The sequence below is a fragment of the Pseudomonas sp. TNT3 genome (genome assembly GCF_010095445.2).
GTDB lineage: Bacteria > Pseudomonadota > Gammaproteobacteria > Pseudomonadales > Pseudomonadaceae > Aquipseudomonas.
Genome location: NZ_WFGV02000028.1, coordinates 59,364 through 78,481, shown reverse-complemented (window position 1 = coordinate 78,481; position 19,118 = coordinate 59,364). Strand labels below are relative to the sequence as shown.

At 58.4% G+C, this 19,118-nt stretch carries 13 protein-coding genes; 8 read left to right on the top strand and 5 right to left on the bottom strand.

What is annotated here, in order from left to right; genetic code table 11:
• Positions 1–564: 564 nt before the first annotated feature.
• A complete protein-coding gene (locus tag GBC55_RS17375; RefSeq protein ID WP_162441191.1) occupies positions 565–1,935 on the bottom strand; it encodes an HD domain-containing phosphohydrolase in 1,371 nt (456 codons plus the stop codon).
• A gap of 254 nt (positions 1,936–2,189) precedes the next feature.
• Between GBC55_RS17375 and GBC55_RS17370 the strand changes: the two genes are divergently transcribed.
• The 7 genes from GBC55_RS17370 to GBC55_RS17340 all read left to right on the top strand — a co-directional run bounded on the left by GBC55_RS17370 (position 2,190) and on the right by GBC55_RS17340 (position 13,259).
• Positions 2,190–4,496, top strand: coding sequence for an EAL domain-containing protein (locus GBC55_RS17370; protein WP_247266936.1), 2,307 nt, complete (start codon positions 2,190–2,192; stop codon positions 4,494–4,496).
• Complete coding sequence (locus GBC55_RS17365; RefSeq protein ID WP_162438766.1) at positions 4,493–6,367, top strand: GGDEF and EAL domain-containing protein; 1,875 nt, start codon at positions 4,493–4,495, stop codon at positions 6,365–6,367. Before GBC55_RS17370 ends, GBC55_RS17365 begins: the two co-directional genes overlap by 4 nt.
• Positions 6,368–6,411: 44 nt before the next feature.
• Positions 6,412–7,371, top strand: a complete 960-nt coding sequence (locus GBC55_RS17360) for a cytochrome c peroxidase (RefSeq protein WP_162438765.1) — start codon at positions 6,412–6,414, stop codon at positions 7,369–7,371.
• Positions 7,368–9,179: a DAHL domain-containing protein gene (locus GBC55_RS17355; RefSeq protein ID WP_162438764.1), complete on the top strand. Its 1,812-nt coding sequence runs from the start codon at positions 7,368–7,370 to the stop codon at positions 9,177–9,179. The genes GBC55_RS17360 and GBC55_RS17355 overlap by 4 nt, the downstream gene beginning before the upstream one ends.
• Positions 9,176–10,540 carry an ATP-binding protein gene (locus GBC55_RS17350; protein ID WP_162438763.1) on the top strand — a complete coding sequence of 455 codons (1,365 nt, stop codon included), beginning with the start codon at positions 9,176–9,178 and terminating at the stop codon, positions 10,538–10,540. Before GBC55_RS17355 ends, GBC55_RS17350 begins: the two co-directional genes overlap by 4 nt.
• Positions 10,541–11,297: 757 nt before the next feature.
• On the top strand, positions 11,298–12,917 hold the full coding sequence (locus GBC55_RS17345; protein ID WP_162438762.1) for an FMN-binding glutamate synthase family protein: 1,620 nt from the start codon (positions 11,298–11,300) through the stop codon (positions 12,915–12,917).
• A gap of 57 nt (positions 12,918–12,974) precedes the next feature.
• Positions 12,975–13,259, top strand: coding sequence for a putative quinol monooxygenase (locus GBC55_RS17340; RefSeq protein WP_162438761.1), 285 nt, complete (start codon positions 12,975–12,977; stop codon positions 13,257–13,259).
• Between the two features lie 8 nt (positions 13,260–13,267).
• Here GBC55_RS17340 and GBC55_RS17335 read toward each other — a convergent pair whose 3' ends face one another.
• The 4 genes from GBC55_RS17335 to GBC55_RS17320 form a co-directional block, all read right to left on the bottom strand.
• Entirely contained in the window at positions 13,268–14,776 is a 1,509-nt protein-coding gene (locus GBC55_RS17335; protein WP_162438760.1) for a glucosyltransferase domain-containing protein, read from the bottom strand.
• Complete coding sequence (locus tag GBC55_RS17330) at positions 14,776–15,717, bottom strand: glycosyltransferase family 2 protein (RefSeq protein WP_162438759.1); 942 nt, start codon at positions 15,715–15,717, stop codon at positions 14,776–14,778. Before GBC55_RS17330 ends, GBC55_RS17335 begins: the two co-directional genes overlap by 1 nt.
• Positions 15,714–16,088 (bottom strand): GtrA family protein, encoded by a 375-nt coding sequence (locus GBC55_RS17325; RefSeq protein ID WP_162438758.1) that lies wholly within the window; start codon positions 16,086–16,088, stop codon positions 15,714–15,716. Before GBC55_RS17325 ends, GBC55_RS17330 begins: the two co-directional genes overlap by 4 nt.
• Positions 16,089–16,261: 173 nt before the next feature.
• Positions 16,262–17,683: an amino acid permease gene (locus GBC55_RS17320; RefSeq protein ID WP_162438757.1), complete on the bottom strand. Its 1,422-nt coding sequence runs from the start codon at positions 17,681–17,683 to the stop codon at positions 16,262–16,264.
• Positions 17,684–18,424: 741 nt separating this feature from the next.
• Here GBC55_RS17320 and GBC55_RS17315 point away from each other — a divergent pair.
• Positions 18,425–18,883, top strand: coding sequence for a transposase (locus tag GBC55_RS17315; protein WP_162438756.1), 459 nt, complete (start codon positions 18,425–18,427; stop codon positions 18,881–18,883).
• Positions 18,884–19,118 lie beyond the last annotated feature (235 nt).

The following is a 19,118-nucleotide window of genomic DNA, read 5'->3' as shown; positions in this document are numbered from 1 at the left end:
GCCATGGATGGCCGATCGCGGCGGGCCCACGGAGCAGGGCCGGAGCGAGGGAATGCCGAGCCCAGGCGAGGCACCGGACGAAAGGGGCAAGAGCGTTTGGTTACTTGGCGCTTTTCCAAGTGACTCGCCGTAAGGGCGAAACCCATAGAAGCCGTAACCGCAGCAATGGATATGTACACCAGCAATAAACCCGTCGCCGATCAGACCGCTATCGCGAGCAGGCTCGCTCCTACAGTTTGATCCGGGTGGATCAGTGAGATATGGGTTGGCTGTAAGGGCGCCATCGCTGGCAAGCCAGCTCCCACAGTTTGATCCGGGTGCATCAGGGGAATACTCGTCGGCTTTGAGGCCGCCATCGCCGGCAGGCCAGCTCCCACTGTTTGATCCGGTACATCAGGAAAATATCGATCGGCTGTGAGGCCGCCATCGCGAGCAGGCTCGCTCCTACAGTTTGATCCGGGTGGATCAGTGAGATATGGGTTGGCTGTAAGAGCGCCATCGCCGGCAGGCCAGCTCCAACAGTTTGGTTCGGGTACAGCCGAGAAATGATTGGCTGTCAGGCCGTCATCGCGACACCTCACCCGCCTCAAGAATCGCGCCCGACAGCGCTTCCGGCTCCTTCACAAAAATACTGTACTTCGCCCCCTCCATCGCTTCAAAGGCAATCAACTTCTCCACCAACGCCCCATTCAACACCTTGCCCGCATTCAACAGCAGCATGCCGTTATCAGCATTCAGGTTGCGCGCCAGGATCATGCCCGCCGCCACCTCCCGAGTGGTCAGCACCTTCACCAAAGGATCAGCCAACGACACATCACTGAGATACGCCGCACACACCTGAATGAAATCCTCCACCATCTCAGGATCATAAAGCCGCCCGGCATAGCTGCGGATGTACACCAGCGCTTCATCGCTGTTCATCTGCCGCTCAAGAATCAGGCCTCGCTGCAACTCGATGAAATCCACCGCCAGTTTCAGCAGCCGCGAACCGAAAGGAATCGCCTCACCCTTGAGCCGGTCGGGAAAGCCGTTGCCGTCCCAGCGCTCCTGATGGTGAAGAATCAGCCGCGCCGCGTCCTTCATCGGATCAAGAGTCATCAACAGCGATTCACTCTGCTTCGGATAACCGCGATAACGCTCGCGATCGTTGTGATGCAGCAGGTCCGCCGGGGCGGTCATCATGCTGTCGGTCCAGCTCAGCTTGCCAATGTTGTAGAGCGCCGCCGCCATGGTCAGGTCGCGACTGCTGCCTTCGTCCAGGCCATGCCGTTTGCAGTAGACACGCACCAACTCGATGATCTGCCGATTGGTCTGCTTGGCCGGCGGCAACCGCAGGTTGGCCAGCAGCGAAAACACCTCGGTGCCCGTGACGTAGCTGTGTTTGAGTTCCTCGTACGCCAGGTCAAGCATGTCAGCGGTCTGCTGCAGCTCGGCAGTGCGGGAGGCGACGTGTTTTTCCAGGGTGGCGTTGAGCTGCTTCAATTGCTCGTTCTGATCACGCGTTTCCTGCACCAGGCGCACCCGTTCACGCTCGGAATGTTGATACGCGAGGGATTGGCGCAACGTCAGGAGCAGTTCCTCATCGTGCCAGGGTTTGCTGATGTAACGATGAATCTGTCCTTCATTGATGGCTTTGATAATGGCCGACGGATCTGCATAGCCGGTGAGCATGATGCGGATGGTGTGGGGGTAATGCAGATGGACATAAGCCAACAAGGTGGCGCCATCCATGTTGGGCATGCGCGCATCGCTCATCACCAGATCGATGGGCTGTTGCGCCAAGATTTCCAGGGCCTGGGCACCGCTGGTGGCCAGCAGCACGTTGTAAGGTTGGCTACGTAACAGGCGTCGCAGGCTGTTGAGAATCGACTCCTCATCATCAACCAGCAACACGGTGGGTTTGTAGGTCAAAGGCGTGGGGAGTTGCTCTTCCATGGCGTACCTCGTGTGAAACAACCATTGCGCTGTGTCAGGCCCCGAATCAACATCCCCTATTGTCGGAGCCTGACCTACAGGCTAGATGATTTTCAGCCTGCTCCGCAAAATGATTCCATCCAACTAGCGCGAAGTCCCCCGCAGAGGACTATGCTCAGATGACTCGGATCCATATCTGTACGTTCGGCAGGTGATCAGGGAAAGGATGCCCGTCCTATGAACACAACCCATCAACTCACTCACAGTGGCCGCGCATGGCGATGAATACGCTGCTCGCGCGCACTAACCGACGGATTCTTATCGTCGACGATACTGTCTCGATCCATGCAGACTTCGTCAAAATCCTCAGCCCTCCCACGTTCAATGATGACCGCCTGATCAGTGCCGAAAATGCCCTGTTCGGTACACCGGCGGCGTTGTCACTGCAAAGTTTCGTACTCGATTCGGCGTTCCAGGGCCTTGAGGCACTGGACAAGATCGAGACGGCGCTGGCCAACGATCTGCCCTACGCGATGGCCTTCATCGACATGCGCATGCCCCCTGGCTGGGATGGGCTGGAGACCATCGAACGGCTGTGGCAAGTCGATCCCAAGCTGCAAGTGGCGCTCTGCACCGCCTATTCCGACTACTCCTGGGAAGACATCGACGAGCGTCTGGACCTGGGTGACCGCCTACTAATTCTGAAAAAACCCTTCGATGCCATCGAAATCCGCCAGATCGCCAGCGCGCTGACCGCCAAGTGGCAGATGACCGAAGACGCGGCGCTGAAGATGTCGCTGTTGGAGCAAGCCGTCGAAGAGCGTACCCGGGAGCTGTCCGATGCCAACATCATTGTGCAGAACAGCCCGACCATCCTGTACCGGCTGCGCGGTGAGCCATCGTTCCCACTGATGTACATCTCCCACAACATCACCAAGTACGGGCACGTCGCGGCGAACCTCGTGGCGTCGGCCAACTGGGCCCGGGAACTGATTCATCCCGACGATCAATCGAAGGTCGACACCGCCATGGCCCGGGTGCTGGATCGTCATGCGGCAGGCGCGTCCATCGAGTTCAGGATGCGTACGGCCAATGACGCCTGGCGTTGGGTCGAAAACCGTTACATCCCGGTGCGCGACGATGACGGCCGTTTGCTGGAGGTCGAAGGCATCATCATCGACATCACCGAACGCAAACTGGCGGAAGAGAAAATCGCCCTGCTGGCGCGCACCGACGGCCTGACCGGACTGGCCAACCGCGCCACATTGATCGAGCGGCTGCACCAGGCGTTCGCGGCCGCGCGAAGGGGCGCCGCGCCGTTTGCCATGTTTTACCTGGACCTGGATCACTTCAAGCGCATCAACGATTCTCTGGGGCACCCGGTCGGCGACTTGTTGCTGAAAGAAGTTGCCGAGCGGATCCGGTCCTGCGTGCGTGAAAACGATGTAGTCGCCCGCCTCGGCGGAGATGAGTTCGCGATCCTGCAACTGGAGGTCAGTGACCCGACCCACGCGGCATCCCTCGCCGCCAAGGTCCGCGATGCGCTGGTGCTGCCTTATGCCCTGGCCGGCAACGACGTGCGGGTGTCAGTGAGTATCGGCATCAGCCTCTACAGCCCTTCCTGCACCAGCGCCGACGGCCTGCTGACCCAGGCCGACATGGCGCTGTATCGCTCCAAGGAAAAAGGCCGCAACCAGTATCACTTCCACTCCGAGGAGATCAATCGGGAGGTGGTCGAGCGCATGACCATCGCCAACGACCTGAGAGAAGCCATCGACCGCCAGGAACTTGAACTGCACTACTGGCCGGAAGTTGACCTGAGCAGCGGCAAGATCCTCGGCATGGAAGCGCAGGTCAGCTGGAACCACCCCGAGCGCGGATTGCTGGAAGCCTCGGCGTTTCTGCCCGCGGCGGAAAAAACCGGCACCATCGTTGCCCTTGGTCACTGGGTGCTGGATCGCGCCTGCCAGCAAATGCGCCAATGGCGCGACCAGGGCATGGCGCCGCCGGTCATTGCAATCAAGTTGTCCCTGGCGCAACTCAAGAGTGGTCCGGAGCTGATCTATGACGTGCTGCGCACCACCGCACGCTGGGAACTCTGTCCGTGGGACCTGCGCTTTGACGTCACCGAAGCCACCCTGGCCCAGACCAAATGGACCCACAACGATGTGCTGCCGCGTCTGCGCGAGCTCGGGGTAAAGATTGCCATCGATGACTTCGGCACGGAGTACTCCTCGTTCGATTACCTCAAGACCTATCAGGTCAATCACCTGAAGCTCACGCAAACCTTCATCGACACCGCCGTCCGCGACCCGGCCAGTGCCAACACGCTGCGCGCCATCATCAACTTCGCCCGGGAGGTCGGGATCGGCATCATTGCCGAGGGCGTCGAGACCCAGGAGCAACGCAGCTCGTTGATGGCGACGGGTTCACCGATGAATGCCCAGGGTTATTACTTCAGTAAAGCCGTCACCAGTCAGCAGGCCGCCGAGCTGCTGAAGGCCGGCAGTATCGTGCCACCGAGCCACGACATCGGACCGATTCTGGACAACCCGCAACGCTCCACGGAGGACAAGGGATGAAAACGCCTTTCGTGCGAACCAACCGGCGCATTCTGATCATCGACGACACGCCCTCGATTCATGAGGACTTTCGCAAGATCCTGGGTGCCCCGGTCGACGACGAACAAGCGCTGGCGGGCACGGAAGAAGCCTTGTTCGGCACGCTGCCCCTTGATCGCCTGACGTTCCAGCTCGACTCGGCCTATCAGGGCCAGGAAGCGCTTCATCGGGTCCAATGCGCACTGGATGAAGGCCGGCCGTATGCCATGGCGTTCATCGACATGCGCATGCCGCCGGGCTGGGATGGGCTGGAAACCATCGAACAGTTGTGGAAAGCCGACCCGCACCTGCAAATTGCGCTGTGCACCGCTTACTCCGACTACACCTGGGAAGACATGGCCGAGCGTCTGGAATTCGGCGACCAGTTGCTGGTGCTTAAGAAGCCCTTCGACAGCCTGGAAATCCGTCAGATGGCCAGTGCCATGACCTGGAAATGGCAGATGACCCAGGATGCGGCAATGAAGGTCCTGAGCCTGGAACAAACCATCGAGGCCCGGGTCCACGAACTGCTGAAAGTGTCGCACTTGTTGCAGTACGACGTGCTCACTGAACTGCCCAACAGCACCTTGCTGGGAGATCGACTGAACCAGTCGCTTGCCCTGTCCCGGCGCCATGACAAACAACTGGCGGTGATGTTTCTGGGGCTTGACCGCTTCAAGCGCATCAACAACGCCCTGGGTCATCCCGCCGGTGACGAGATGCTCAAACAGGTCGGCCGCAATCTGGTGGCGACGGTGCGTGAGTCCGACTCGGTGTTTCGCTACGGCTCGGACGAATTCGTGGTGATCCTTGCCGATATCCGTCACCCCCAGCAGACCAAGGGCATCGCCGAAAAACTGTTGAAGGCGATTCGCGCGCCGCAACACATCGCCGGCCACGACCTGAGCGTGACCGCCAGTGTGGGCATCAGCATTTACCCCGACGATGGCTTCGACGCCATCTCGCTGATCAAGAAAGCCGAAACCGCGATGCGCAACGTCAAGGAAAGCGGCCCGAACGATTTCCGCTTTTTCATCGACGAAATGAACCAGCGCGCCCGGGATCAGCAAAGCATCGAGACCGGTATTCGCCTGGCTCTGGAACGCAATGAATTCGTCCTGCATTACCAACCCAAACTCGACCTTGCCAGCGGCCAGGTGGTGGGCGCCGAGGCGTTGATTCGCTGGCAGAAACCCGGAAACGGATTGGTCTACCCCTCAGCGTTCATCGGGGTCGCCGAAGACAGCGGCCTGATTGTCCAGTTGAGCAAATGGGTGCTGGCCGAAGCCTGCCGGCAAACCTGTGCTTGGCGGGACGCAGGGCTGCCGACGCTCTGCATGTCGGTCAATATCTCGGCCATCGATTTCCGTCAGCGGGACTTTGTCGAGGGCATCGAACAGATCCTCGCGCAGACGGGCATGGACCCCGCCTCGCTGGAACTGGAAATCACCGAAGGCGTCCTCATGCAGAACATCGAGGCCACCGTCACGTCCCTGAACCGGATCAAGGCATTGGGGGTGCGGCTGGCCATCGATGACTTCGGCACGGGTTATTCCAGCCTGAGTTATCTGCGGCGCTTTCCCATCGATGTGCTGAAAATCGATCAGTCGTTCATTCGCGGCTTGAGCTGTGACAGCAATGACGCTGCCCTGGTCAGCGCCATCATCAGCCTGGGGCGCAGTCTGAAACTGATCATCATTGCCGAAGGCGTGGAAACCCTCGAACAGCTGGATTTCCTCAGGTCCCACCATTGTGAAGAAGGTCAGGGTTATTACTTCAGCAAAGCTGTGACGCCTGAGGCGTTCGTCCAGTATCTGGAATCGGTGAAGCCCTCTTCATCTGTCACTCCGTGAACAAGGCTCAACGACACTCAGGCCATCCGCCAAGGAACCAACCGATGTCGCCCGCCTTTCGGTACCTGCTGCTTTTACCGCTGTTCGGACTTTGCCTGTGCGTGAGCGCCGCGCCACTGGATGAGCCGCTCAAACCCTTGCCAGCCATTCCCAAGCAGAATCCGCTGCGGGTCGAACTGGGTCGTCAGTTGTTCAACGAACCGCGCTTGTCAGTCAACGGCTCGTTGTCCTGCTCCAGCTGCCATCAACTGGAGACCGGTGGCGCCGATAACAAAGCCTTCTCCATCGGTTTCGCCGGGCTTGCGGTGGGCGTCAACACCCCCAGCGTGTTCAACGCGAGCCTGAACTTTCGGCAGTTCTGGAACGGTCGCGCCGACACGTTGGAAAGCCAGGTTCATGAGGTTGTGCAAAGCCCCAGCGAAATGGGCAGCAACTGGGAACACGTGGTGCAAACGCTGTCTGCCGATCCGGCTTACCGGGCCTTATTCGCCAACGCGTACCCGGACGGCGTGAACATGACCAATGTGCAAAACGCCCTGGCCAGCTACGAACGCACGCTGATCAGTGCCAACTCGCGATTCGATCAATACCTGCAAGGCAATACCGACATTCTCACCACGGATGAAAAGTACGGCTACCAACGCTTCAAAGAGTACGGCTGCATCGCTTGCCACCAAGGGGTGAACATCGGCGGCAACATGTTCCAGAAGTTCGGTGTGATGGGCGATTACTTCCAGGCGCGGGGAAACCCTGTCGAGTCAGACCTGGGCCGTTATCTGGTGACCAAGGACGATGAGGACCGCAACGTGTTCAAAGTACCGAGCTTGCGCAATGTTGCGGTCACCGCACCGTACTTTCATGACGGCTCCGCCAGGACTCTCGAAGAGGCGGTGGATGTGATGTTCAAGTACCAACTCGGTCGCATCCCTTCTGCGGAGGACAAAACCCTGATCGTCAAATTCCTCAAGACCCTGACCGGCGAATGGGGAGGTAAACCCCTATGAGACTGTCTCACCGTCGCAACCTGGCGCTGCTCGGCATCGTCGCCCTGATGCTGGCCTCGACGCTGCTATTCCTGTACCTCAAGTCCAATTCGAACCAGGCGATGATCTATGCCGAATCAAGGGATCTGGTCGGCCGGATCAAACAACTGAACGCACAATGGGAAACCGAAATCCTCAAGGCCAGGATCGCCACCAATCACAACTACGATCCACTGGTCACACCACTGACCGAGATGACCCAGCTGTGGCAACAGTTCCAGGCGATGGAGTCCGGCCACGGGCGCAATGACTCGCTCACCTGGCGCGACAGCCATGACGCGTTCCTCAGTGCACTGCAGGAAAAAGCCCGGCTGGTGGAGCAGTTCAAGTCGCACAATGCCGTGCTGCGCAACTCGCTGGCGTTCCTGTCCGTCGCCGAGGACGACATTCAGGAACAGCTCGCGCAACTGATGGACGGGGACAAACTGCAGCTGCAAAACATCGCCACCGACACCTACGATTTGCTGTTGAGCAGCCTGGAATTCGCCCAGGTCACCTCCGACGACAAGGCGGCTGACATTCTGCTGGGGCTGAACAAACTGCAGGTGAACAAACAACGTTTGCCTGAACAGTTCCACGGTCCGATTGATATCCTCAGCAAGCACGTTTCACTGATCCTGCAGGAACAACCGGTGGTCAACCGGTTGCTGGAAAACATCGAAGCCGTGCCCGTGGCCAAACGCCTGGACGACATCACCAGCCTGCTGAATACGGACCAGCAGCGCTCCGATGCGGTCGACCAGCGCTACCACTTTTACATGCTGGTTTTTTCAGTCCTGCTGGTGTTGTTGCTGGTGTACCTGGCGATTCATTTGATGCGCAGTTTCACGATCATCAATCGTGTCAACAAAGCCCTGCAATCGGCCAACGACGATCTCGAACGGCGGGTAGAAGAGCGCACCCGCGAACTCAGGGACACCCAAAGCGAGCTGCTCGACACCGCACGCCAGGCCGGTATGGCCGAGATCGCCACCAACGTGCTGCACAACGTCGGCAACGTTCTCAACAGCGTGAACATCTCGGCCGACCTGGTCACCCGCAAACTGCGCGGCAGCAAAGCCCTGGGCCTGGGCAAAGCGATGCAGCTGATCAACGAGCACCCGGGGGATCTCGGCACGTTTCTGACCCAGGACGAGAAAGGCAAATTGCTGCCCGGTTACCTGAATCAACTGGTGGAGGCCATTGCCCTGGAACAGCAAGGCATGACCGAGGAACTCGCGCAGCTGAGCAAGAGTGTCGACCACATCAAGGACATCGTCGCGACCCAGCAATCCTATGCGGGCGCCAACAGCCTGATGGAACCGCTGCACATCAGCGAACTGCTCGAAGACGCCTTGCGCATGAACTCCGGCGCCCTGACCCGGCATCACGTCACCGTGATCAAGGACTACAGCGAGGTGCCGCAGATCATGGGCGACAAACACCGGCTGCTGCTGATCCTGATCAACCTGATCAGCAACGCCAAATACGCCATGTCCGACCTCGGCAACCGTCCGCGGCAAATGACCCTCGGGGTAAAAATCGTCGACGACACGACCCTGCAAGTCAGCGTCAAGGACGACGGCGAAGGCATCGCCGAGGAGAACATGACGCGCATCTTCGCCCACGGTTTTACCACCCGCAAAGAAGGCCACGGGTTTGGCCTGCACAGCTGCGCCCTGGCCGCCATCGAGATGAACGGCCACCTCACCGCCCACAGCGACGGCCCAGGCAAAGGCGCGCTGTTCACGTTGCAGATCCCGTTGAAAGCCGTCACGGAGGACGCATGAGCGAGCGCTCGAACCGCCGCGTTTTGCTGATCGATGACACCCCGTCGATCCACGTGGACTTTCGCAAGATTCTCGCCCCGGAACCGGTGCAGACCGCGGAACTGGACCAGATGGAATCGGCGCTGTTCGGCAGTGAAGTGAAAGCCCCCAGCGCCTTGTTCGAACTGGACTCGGCATACGGCGGACAAGAGGGGCTGGGTAAACTCAAATGGGCATTACAGGAAAACCGCCCCTACGCCCTGGCCTTCGTCGATATGCGCATGCCGGAAGGTTGGGACGGCGCGAAAACCATTGAACACCTGTGGCAGGACGACCCGCGCCTGCAAGTGGTGGTGTGTACCGCCTACTCGGATTATTCCTGGGATGAACTGCTGGACCGTCTGCAGGCCCATGACCGTCTGCTGATTCTGAAAAAACCGTTCGACAACATCGAAGTGCAGCAGATGGCCAACACCCTGCTGACCAAGTGGGACATGACCGAACGGGCGTCCTTGCAGATGAACCATCTGGAGCAACTGGTGCAGCAGGAGATCGACGAGCGCAAACAGCTTGAGTCGCAACTGGTGCAATCGGAAAAACTCGCCTCCCTGGGACAACTCGCGGCCGGTGTCGCCCATGAAATCAACAACCCCATCGGCTTCATTTCTTCCAACCTTGGCACCCTGGATGGCTACTTCAAGCAACTTCAGGAAATGCTCGACGCCTACCGGGACGCGGAAGAGGCCATCGGCTCCAGCGAACGCGTAGAGCGATTGCAGCAACTGCGCGAACAGGTCGAGCTGGAGTTTCTGCGCGAGGACATTCCGCTGCTGATCAAGGAGTCCAAGGACGGCATCAACCGGGTCGGACAGATCGTCAAGGACTTGAAGGATTTCTCCCGCGTGGACGCCAGCGAGGAATGGCAGTGGGTCAATTTGCAGCAAGGTATCGAATCGACGCTGAACATCGTGGCCAACGAACTCAAGTACAAAGCGGATGTGCTCAAGGCGTATCAGGTACTGCCGGATATCGAATGCCTGCCCTCGCAAATCAATCAGGTGATCATGAACCTGATCGTCAACGCGTCTCAGGCCATCGGCCCGGAACGCGGCACCCTCACCCTGCGTACCGGGCAGGCCGATGAAAGGGTCTGGATAGAAGTCGAAGACACCGGCGCGGGCATTGCGCCGCAAAACCTGCAAAAAATCTTTGACCCGTTTTTCACCACCAAACCGGTCGGCCAAGGGACGGGGCTGGGGCTATCGCTGTCCTACGGCATCGTGAAAAAACACCGGGGGGAGATTTCGGTGCGCAGCGAGGTTGGGGTGGGGACGACGTTTCGGGTCGAGCTGCCGATACGCCAGACAAAACCGGCAGGTTGAACACCAGATCTACTTCAACCTGAAAAAAACAGGTTGTCTGTCAGGCCGCCATCGCTGGCAAGCCAGGCTCCCACAGTTTCAGCGGTTTCACCCAAAAACTTCGACCCGCCTAAAACACTGTGGGAGATCTACTTCAACCTGAAAAAAACAGGTTGTCTGTCAGGCCGCCATCGCTGGCAAGCCAGGCTCCCACAGTTTCAGCGGTTTCACCCAAAACCTTCGACCCGCCTAAAACACTGTGGGAGATCTACTTCAACCTGAAAAAACAGGTTGTCTGTCAGGCCGCCATCGCTGGCAAACCAGGCTCCCACAGTTTCAGCGGTTTCACCCAAAACCTTCGACCAGCCTAAAACACTGTGGGAGATCTACTTCAACCTGAAAAAAACAGGTTGTCTGTCAGGCCGCCATCGCTGGCAAACCAGGCTCCCACAGTTTCAGCGGTTTCACCCAAAACCTTCGACCAGCCTAAAACACTGTGGGAGCTGGCTTGCCAGCGATAGCAGTGGCACATCCGGCATCCATATCCTCTGACACGCCCTCTAATTCCTTCCAGCCCTTACAATTTCTTCACAGTCCCGCTCGCCAAGCTGGGGATAAAATCCCGGTTTGAAGTGTTTTCAGTTTTTCGTCAGGCGCAGAATGCCTGGCAACTTCTGCAACAATGCGCAGACCTGTGGCAAAGGAACATGCTTCCCGCCCACAGAATGCTGTTCAAGCCGTACCGAATAACTGTTGAGTCCGAACCCAAGGAAACCGTATGAGCCTGTCCCTCCTGAGCCGCTACGCCTTCTTTGCCGCTTGCGTAGTGTTCACCCTCGCCAGCCTGCCTTTCCTCGAACATGACTGGCTCTGGCCTTTCACTGCCGTCACCGCCGTCCTCAGCCTGATCGGCCTGTTCGACCTGCTGCAAAGCCCTCACGCCGTGCGTCGCAACTATCCGATCCTGGGCAATATCCGCTACCTGGTCGAAGGCATCCGCCCGGAAATTCGTCAGTACCTGCTTGAATCCGACAGCGATGCCCTGCCCTTCTCCCGCGCTCAGCGCTCGCTGGTTTACTCGCGTGCCAAGAATGAAAGCGCCGACAAACCCTTCGGCACGTTGATCGACGTGTATCAATCGGGTTTCGAATTCATCGGCCATTCCATGCGTCCGGCGCCCTTGAGCGACCCGAGCGGGTTTCGCGTGATCGTCGGCGGCCCGCAATGCACTCAACCCTACTCGGCCTCGGTGTTCAACATCTCGGCGATGAGCTTCGGCTCCCTCAGTGCCAACGCGATTCGCGCGCTGAACCAGGGCGCCAAACTCGGCAACTTCGCCCACGACACCGGCGAAGGCAGCATCAGCGCCTATCATCGGGAGCACGGCGGCGACCTGACCTGGGAACTGGGCAGCGGCTACTTCGGCTGTCGTACTGCGGACGGTCGTTTCGACCCGGAACGCTTCGCCGCGCAGGCACAGACACCGCAAGTGCGAATGATCGAAATCAAGATGAGCCAAGGTGCAAAACCGGGTCACGGCGGGATCCTGCCCAAGCACAAGGTCACCCAGGAAATCGCCGAAACCCGGGGCATCATGATGGGCGAGGACTGCATCTCGCCGTCGCGCCACAGCGCGTTTTCGACGCCAATCGAAATGATGCATTTCATCCAGCAATTGCGGGAATTGTCTGGCGGCAAACCGGTGGGCTTCAAGTTCTGTCTCGGGCATCCATGGGAGTTCATGGGCATCGCCAAAGCCATGCTGGAGACCGGCATCCTTCCGGACTTCATCGTCGTCGACGGTAAGGAAGGCGGCACCGGCGCTGCGCCCGTGGAATTTACCGACCACATCGGCGTACCGATGCGCGAAGGTTTGCTGTTCGTGCACAACACCCTGGTCGGCCTGAACCTGCGCGACAAGATCAAACTGGGCGCCAGCGGCAAGATCGTCAGCGCCTTCGACATTGCCAGCGTCCTGGCCATCGGCGCCGACTGGGCCAACTCGGCGCGCGGCTTCATGTTCGCCATCGGCTGCATCCAGTCGCAAAGCTGCCACACCAACAAATGCCCGACCGGCGTCGCCACCCAGGACACCCTGCGCCAACGTGCGCTGGTGGTGCCGGACAAAGCTCAGCGTGTATTCAGTTTCCACCGCAACACCCTCAAGGCACTGGCTGAAATGCTCGCCGCCGCCGGCCTCGACCACCCTTCGCAACTGTCGGCCAAGCACCTGGTACGGCGCATGTCGGCGACCGAGATCAAGCTGTTCTCGCAGTTGCATGTGTTCCTCAAACCGGGGGAATTACTGACCGGCGAAGTCAACGGGGAGTTCTACTCCCGGATGTGGCAGATGGCGCGGGCGGACAGTTTTGAGCCCAATGAAGTGGCCGCCGCATAAGGACTATTTTCCCGCCAGCCTCAGCATGAGGTTGGCGCTACCTCAAGGAAGAACCAGATGCTGAAAGTGATCGCCCGGGATTTTATCAAGCCCGAATACATTGAAATCGTTCGCCCCTGGTACGCCGAACTGGTCGAGAAGACTCGCCTGGAACCCGATTGCATCGCCTACGACCTGTTCGTCGATCAAAAGAACCCCGGGCATTTTGTCTTCATTGAACAATGGCCGAATCAGGCGGCACTGGACACTCATTGCCAGACCGAGCACTTCCGGCGACTGGTCCCGCAGATCAACCAATACCAAGTCAGGGATTGCGTCATCCTGCTGATGGACGCGTTCTAACCTGCGCATCACCAGCGAATCGAGTCGATCGGGGATGGCTCTTTCATGACGATAAAACCGTAATCACCCATCAGGTAGATCCGGTAAAACTGGCTGTCCACCCATGCCGGATACCCCCGATACCCCACCCTCGTGGCATTGCGCCGTTCCTTCTCCGCGACGACGTTGGTGATGCCCACGCCCGGCAGGTTCTCGGCCAGCACGAAAAAGTCGATGTTGAGCAAGTAATGCAACACCGGCATCTGCTTGAACGAACCTGCCGCCCCCCGCAGCCAGTGATCGGAATAGGTCACCGACAAGTAGATACGCTTGGCGTCGCGTAGCTGGTGATGGGAGGCAATATCGTGTTGAAGGCTGGCCAGGGCGCTGGCCGCGAAGGTTTTCTGCACCGTCAGCACCCGACCATAGGCGTACGACAACGACAACATCGCCAGCAGCGGCACGACCAACAGCAGCGGTAGCCGAGGGTGCAGGCGGACGAGTGCCACATGGCTCAGATAGAACAACAACACCAGCAGCACCGCGAACCCCATCAGTGTTCTGGCGCCTTCGTTGAAGTCACGAAAAAAAAGCGCCATGCCCGACACCAGCAACATCACCATCGGCAGCGTCAGCAAGCTCGCCAGGCCGATCAGACACTTTTTTGCGCCGCTGTCTCGCCGTTGCCAAATGTGCGCGCCCACCTGCACACCGCCCGCTATCGCGCACAGCAACAAGCCGGCGAACACCCAAGCGAATCCTCCGTGGAAGAGCAGCAGCACTTTTTCCAGCACGCGACTGATGTTGGTGGACACCTGCAGCCAAGGGCTTGCAGCCCAATTCAGTAAAAGCGTGCGACTCTGGTTGGTAAACGGGTATGCACTGACGGCGTAAATCAACGCGCCCAACAGCGCTTGGGCGATCCTTCCTCCCACCCGGTCGCGCCATTGCTCCCAGTTGACGTTGTCTTGCGCAGCCCTCAGCACTTCCACACAGCACAGCCCCAGAAAGACATTGAAACTCACCTGGTAAAGCCCAAGCCCCAGCGCGATCAAAAAGGCCGGCACCAGCCATCGCAGGTTGCGCGAAGGATGCTCAAAGCTGATTGCGTAGACCACCGCGACCACACTGAATACCATGCCCGCGCCGTCGTATTGATACGACAGGTTCTGCAGAAAAAACGGGTTGTACCAAAGCGGCAACACCACCAGGCAACCCGCGATTGTGGGCTGAGGCCAGTAGTGAAAAGTCAGGCGAGTCAACGCCGAGGCCATGGCCAGTGAGGCAATCAGCAGCGGCAGCGGAAAGATGTTCGGTGCGCCATCGCTGAACGTCAGTGCGTTGTAGAGCAGCTGCGTGAACAACCGGCCCTGATCCGCCCAGGCCGTGCCGGCGGACAATGAGCGCCAGTTGTCATCGATGTAGGGATAGTCCGCGAGGATCAGCGGCAAGACATACACAAGGATCGCGATCAGAAAAAACAGCCAGACCTGACGGCGCCCCAGTTCCCGGGTGAAGTAGTCACTGAACCGGCCCATCAAGGCTCGTTCCGTTTTTTGCCGCCGACGATGTCCTTGACCACATAGCGCGGTCGATGCTTGGCCTCGATGTAGATACGACCTACGTACTCACCGAGGATGCCGATGCCGATCAATTGCACTCCACCGAGAAACAGGATCGCGGTCATCAACGAGGGGTAACCGGGCACGCTGTTACCGAAGAAAATCTTGTCCAGCACCATGTACACCGCATAGATCACGGCAAAGATCGAAATGGCGCCGCCGATGTAGGTCCACAGGCGCAACGGCACCGTGCTGAACGACGTCACGCCTTCCAGTGCCAGGTTCCACAGCTTCCAGCCATTGAACTTGCTGCTTCCTGCCACTCGCCCGACACGCTCGTACTCCACCACCACGGTGTTGAACCCGGCCCAGGACAGCACGCCCTTCATGAACAATTGATGCTCGGGCAACGCGCGGATGACATCCACCACCTTGCGATCCATGAGGCGAAAATCACCGACGTTCTCTTCGATCCGGGTGTACGAAATGCGGTTAAGTAGGTGGTAAAACAACGTGGCGCTGTGACGCTTCATGTAACTGTCAGCGCTGCGGTCGCGACGTTTGGCCAGCACCACGTCTGCCCCTTTTTGCCATTGCTCGATCAGTAATGGAATGACGCTGATCGGGTCCTGCAAATCCACATCCATGGGAATCACCGCGTCGCCGGTGGCGTATTCCAGCCCGGCGAACAGTGCAGGCTCCTTGCCGAAATTGCGGGAAAAGTTGATCAGCACCACCTGCTCATCGGCCTCTGCGAGTGCCGCAGCCTGCTCTGCTGTCTGATCGGTACTGCCGTCGTTGATGAACACGATCTCGACGTCAGCGTGGTCGATCTGCAGCTCGCGCCGCACCGCCTGGTAGAACAGGTTGATCGACTGCTCTTCGTTGAACACCGGAACGATGAGCGAGATCTTCATAGCTCATGCTCGCGAAACACCACGTACTTGGAAAACAGAAATCCCAGCACCAGGCTCAAACCCGAAAACAGCGTTACGGTCAGCAGACCCGGGAATTTCCACACATCAGCGACATGGCCAACGCCCAGACTCAGCGCGCCCATGGTTCCCAGAAACAGCAGATAGCTGCCCGTCGACGCTCTGGCGTCGAAGGTAAATTGTGCGTTCATATAGAAAGAGAAAGAGGCCGCGACGAGGAACGCCGCCAGGTTGCTGAGCGCCTGGCTGAGATCGGCCGCCACGCTCAGCAGGAAAAAGAGTTGCCAGTGGATCAGCGTATTCGCAACCCCGATTATCGTGTAGCTGGAAAACCCTCTCCACAAGCGTCTCATGCGGCTCACCTGTTGTTGAACGCGACACCCATCAGATCCTGTTTATTTGAGCGTGTCTGCTGTCATAAATCGCAGGTCAGGCTGCCTTTCAGACGAGCGGCAGAGAATGGAAGATCAAAAACGCAAAAGCCCCGGCCATCAGGACCGGGGCTTTTGCATTTCATACGAACGACTTACGAAGCCGAACGCGCCGCACCTTGCAAAGCGTTGGTCGGTTGCAGCTTGAACACGTAGAACAACACGGTCAGCAGCGCCAGGAACGCCGGGCCGACATAGAGCGCCACACGGGTGTCCGGGAAGTACGCCATCAGGCCGACCACCAGCACCAGGAACGCCAGCGCCAGGTACGAGCTGACCGGGAACAGCCACATCTTGTACTTGAGGCCCGCACGTTCGCTGGCACTCAGGCCTCTGCGGAACTTGAGTTGGGACAGCAGGATCATCACCCAGGTCCAGATCGCGCCGAAGGTCGCAATGGCTGTCACCCAGATGAACACCTTCTCAGGCACCAGGTAGTTCAGCAGCACGCCCAACAGCAGGGCGCCAATCGACAGCAGCAACGCACGACGCGGCACTCCATTGCTGGAGGTCGTGGCGAACGCTGCCGGGGCCTGACCATTTTGCGCCAGGCTGTAAAGCATGCGCCCGGTGCTGAAGATGCCGCCGTTGCACGAGGACAGCGCTGCAGTGATCACCACGAAGTTGATGATGCCGGCCGCGGTCTTGATGCCCAGACGTTCGAACGTCATCACGAACGGACTGCCCTGAGTGCCGATTTCGTTCCACGGGTAGATCGACAGGATCACGAACAGCGCGCCGACGTAGAACAGCAGGATCCGCCAGAACACCGAGCCGATCGCGTTAGGGATGGTTTTCTGCGGGTTTTTAGCTTCGCCGGCAGTCAGGCCGATCATTTCGACGCCCAGGTAGGCAAACATCACCATCTGCAGAGACATCAACACGCCTTGCACGCCATTGGGCATGAAGCCGCCGTGGGCCCAGAGATTGGAAATCCCCAGCGCCACGCCGTCATTTCCGAAGCCGAACGCGATTACGCCGATACCGCCGATGACCATCGCAATGATGGTGACGATCTTGATCAGGGCGAACCAGAACTCGAACTCACCGAACGCTTTCACGGCGATCAGGTTGATGGTGCCCATGCTGATCAACGCGGACAGCGCCCAGATCCAGCGGGGTACTTCGGGGAACCAGACGCCCATGTACACCGCCACCGCGGTGATTTCCGCGACGCAGGTCACCAGCCACAGGAACCAGTAGTTCCAGCCGGTGAGGAAGCCCGCCAGGGGGCCGAGGTAGTCTTGTGCGTAACGGCTGAACGAGCCGGCGACCGGGTTATGCACGGCCATCTCGCCGAGGGCGCGCATGATCACCAGGATCGCCAGACCGCCGATGATGTAGGACAGCATGATGGCCGGGCCAGCCATTTCGATGGCCTTGGCCGAACCGAGAAACAGACCAACACCGATACAGGCACCCAGCGCCATCAAACGAATATGCCGTTCGCCGAGTTCGCGTTTAAGCGGGCCGCCCTGAGCGGTCTCGCCTTGGGGCAGATGATTGCCGACTGGCATAGGGGTACAACCTCGTCTTGTTATTGGATATGACCACCGAGTGTCGAAGCGCTGGCTGGTAAACCATTGCCTCCATGAAACCGGTCCTGCTTCGTGGGCAGCACCGTCTTGTAGGACAAAACCTCCAAGATCAGCGGGGCGTGCAGTATAAAAAGCTTCTTACAGGTTTTTTCACTCTATAAACCACAACATTCAGCAAGAACTCTCGGCAAAAGCCCAGTTAGCGGAGGGACATTACCTGGCTAATGTAGGATTTTTCACTGGTAAAACGGCGTGGAGTATTGCACAGCATTGGTGCATCGTCATGTCCCTACCAAGGTCTTATTTATCGCTCGAGGCGTCTAGCCCAGCCCTTTCAGAGCCTGTCTCTATTGAGATACATGAACGTCTTCGGAAGGGGATCTATGTGGTGAAGGGTATCTTGTGGCGAGGGGATTTATCCCCGTTCGGTTGCGCAGCAGCCGTAAACCCTGCGAATCCGATGTAACTGAAAGGACGCAAGGGGAGCGCTTCGCACTCCAACGGGGATAAATCCCCTCACCACAAGATCCCCTAACTACAAGATCCCCTAACCACAAAATCCCCTAGCCACAAAAACTTCTGCCCCCCCTAATCACAAAAACTCTTACTTCACCAAATTCTTCGCAAGAATCGGAAATTTCACTCAATAGTCTCAGCGTTGCTATAGACCACTGCGTACTAGCCTCAACGCGTCACTTGAGATCACAAGGAAGCAATGGATTGCCGACTCAACCAAATTCTCATCGCCTGCGTTTCGGCAGACATTCCGAAATCGGTCGCGCTTATCTCATCACCGCAGTTATCCACAATCGCCAACCACTATTTTCGGATTGGCGCTTGGGCCGCCTGCTTGTCGCAGAAATGCGACGGGCTCACGACTCCGGACGGGTGAATTCAATCGCTTGGGTGGTGATGCCTGATCACTTTCATTGGCTGATGCAACTGCAAGACGACAAGTTAGGGAATGTCATGGGTGCTACCAAAGCCCGATGCGCACAGGCAGTGAACAAAACCATCGGTCGACGTGGCACTTTGTGGCAAACCGGCTATCACGATCGAGCCATTCGTGATGGCGAAGAACTTCTGCCGTTCGCTCGTTATATCGTTGCCAACCCCTTGAGAGCAGGGCTCGTGGACAAAATCGGCGATTACCCGCTCTGGGATGCCTGCTGGTTGTAACTGTCACCTTCCTTCAATGACTGTCGAAATCACTGTGGTGAGGGGATTTGTTGGACAGAAGACTTAATGACACAGAGATTTTATGTGGCGAGGGGATTTATCCCCGTTCGGTTGCGCAGCAGCCGTAAACCCTGTGATTCCGGTTTAACAGAAAGGACACAGGGGAGTGCTTCGCACTCCAACGGGGATGAATCCCCTCACCACTTGAATCCCCTCACCACATGAATACCCCACC

Excerpts from the sequence above, each read along its gene's own strand:
- GBC55_RS17360 (WP_162438765.1), top strand. The coding sequence starts at position 6,412 with ATGTCGCCCGCCTTTCGGTACCTGCTGCTTTTACCGCTGTTCGGACTT.
- GBC55_RS17330 (WP_162438759.1), bottom strand. The coding sequence starts at position 15,717 with ATGAAGATCTCGCTCATCGTTCCGGTGTTCAACGAAGAGCAGTCGATC.
- GBC55_RS17370 (WP_247266936.1), top strand. The coding sequence starts at position 2,190 with ATGGCGATGAATACGCTGCTCGCGCGCACTAACCGACGGATTCTTATC.
- GBC55_RS17335 (WP_162438760.1), bottom strand. The coding sequence starts at position 14,776 with ATGGGCCGGTTCAGTGACTACTTCACCCGGGAACTGGGGCGCCGTCAG.
- GBC55_RS17345 (WP_162438762.1), top strand. The coding sequence starts at position 11,298 with ATGAGCCTGTCCCTCCTGAGCCGCTACGCCTTCTTTGCCGCTTGCGTA.
- GBC55_RS17355 (WP_162438764.1), top strand. The coding sequence starts at position 7,368 with ATGAGACTGTCTCACCGTCGCAACCTGGCGCTGCTCGGCATCGTCGCC.
- GBC55_RS17350 (WP_162438763.1), top strand. The coding sequence starts at position 9,176 with ATGAGCGAGCGCTCGAACCGCCGCGTTTTGCTGATCGATGACACCCCG.
- GBC55_RS17375 (WP_162441191.1), bottom strand. The coding sequence starts at position 1,935 with ATGGAAGAGCAACTCCCCACGCCTTTGACCTACAAACCCACCGTGTTG.
- GBC55_RS17340 (WP_162438761.1), top strand. The coding sequence starts at position 12,975 with ATGCTGAAAGTGATCGCCCGGGATTTTATCAAGCCCGAATACATTGAA.
- GBC55_RS17320 (WP_162438757.1), bottom strand. The coding sequence starts at position 17,683 with ATGCCAGTCGGCAATCATCTGCCCCAAGGCGAGACCGCTCAGGGCGGC.
- GBC55_RS17325 (WP_162438758.1), bottom strand. The coding sequence starts at position 16,088 with ATGAGACGCTTGTGGAGAGGGTTTTCCAGCTACACGATAATCGGGGTT.
- GBC55_RS17365 (WP_162438766.1), top strand. The coding sequence starts at position 4,493 with ATGAAAACGCCTTTCGTGCGAACCAACCGGCGCATTCTGATCATCGAC.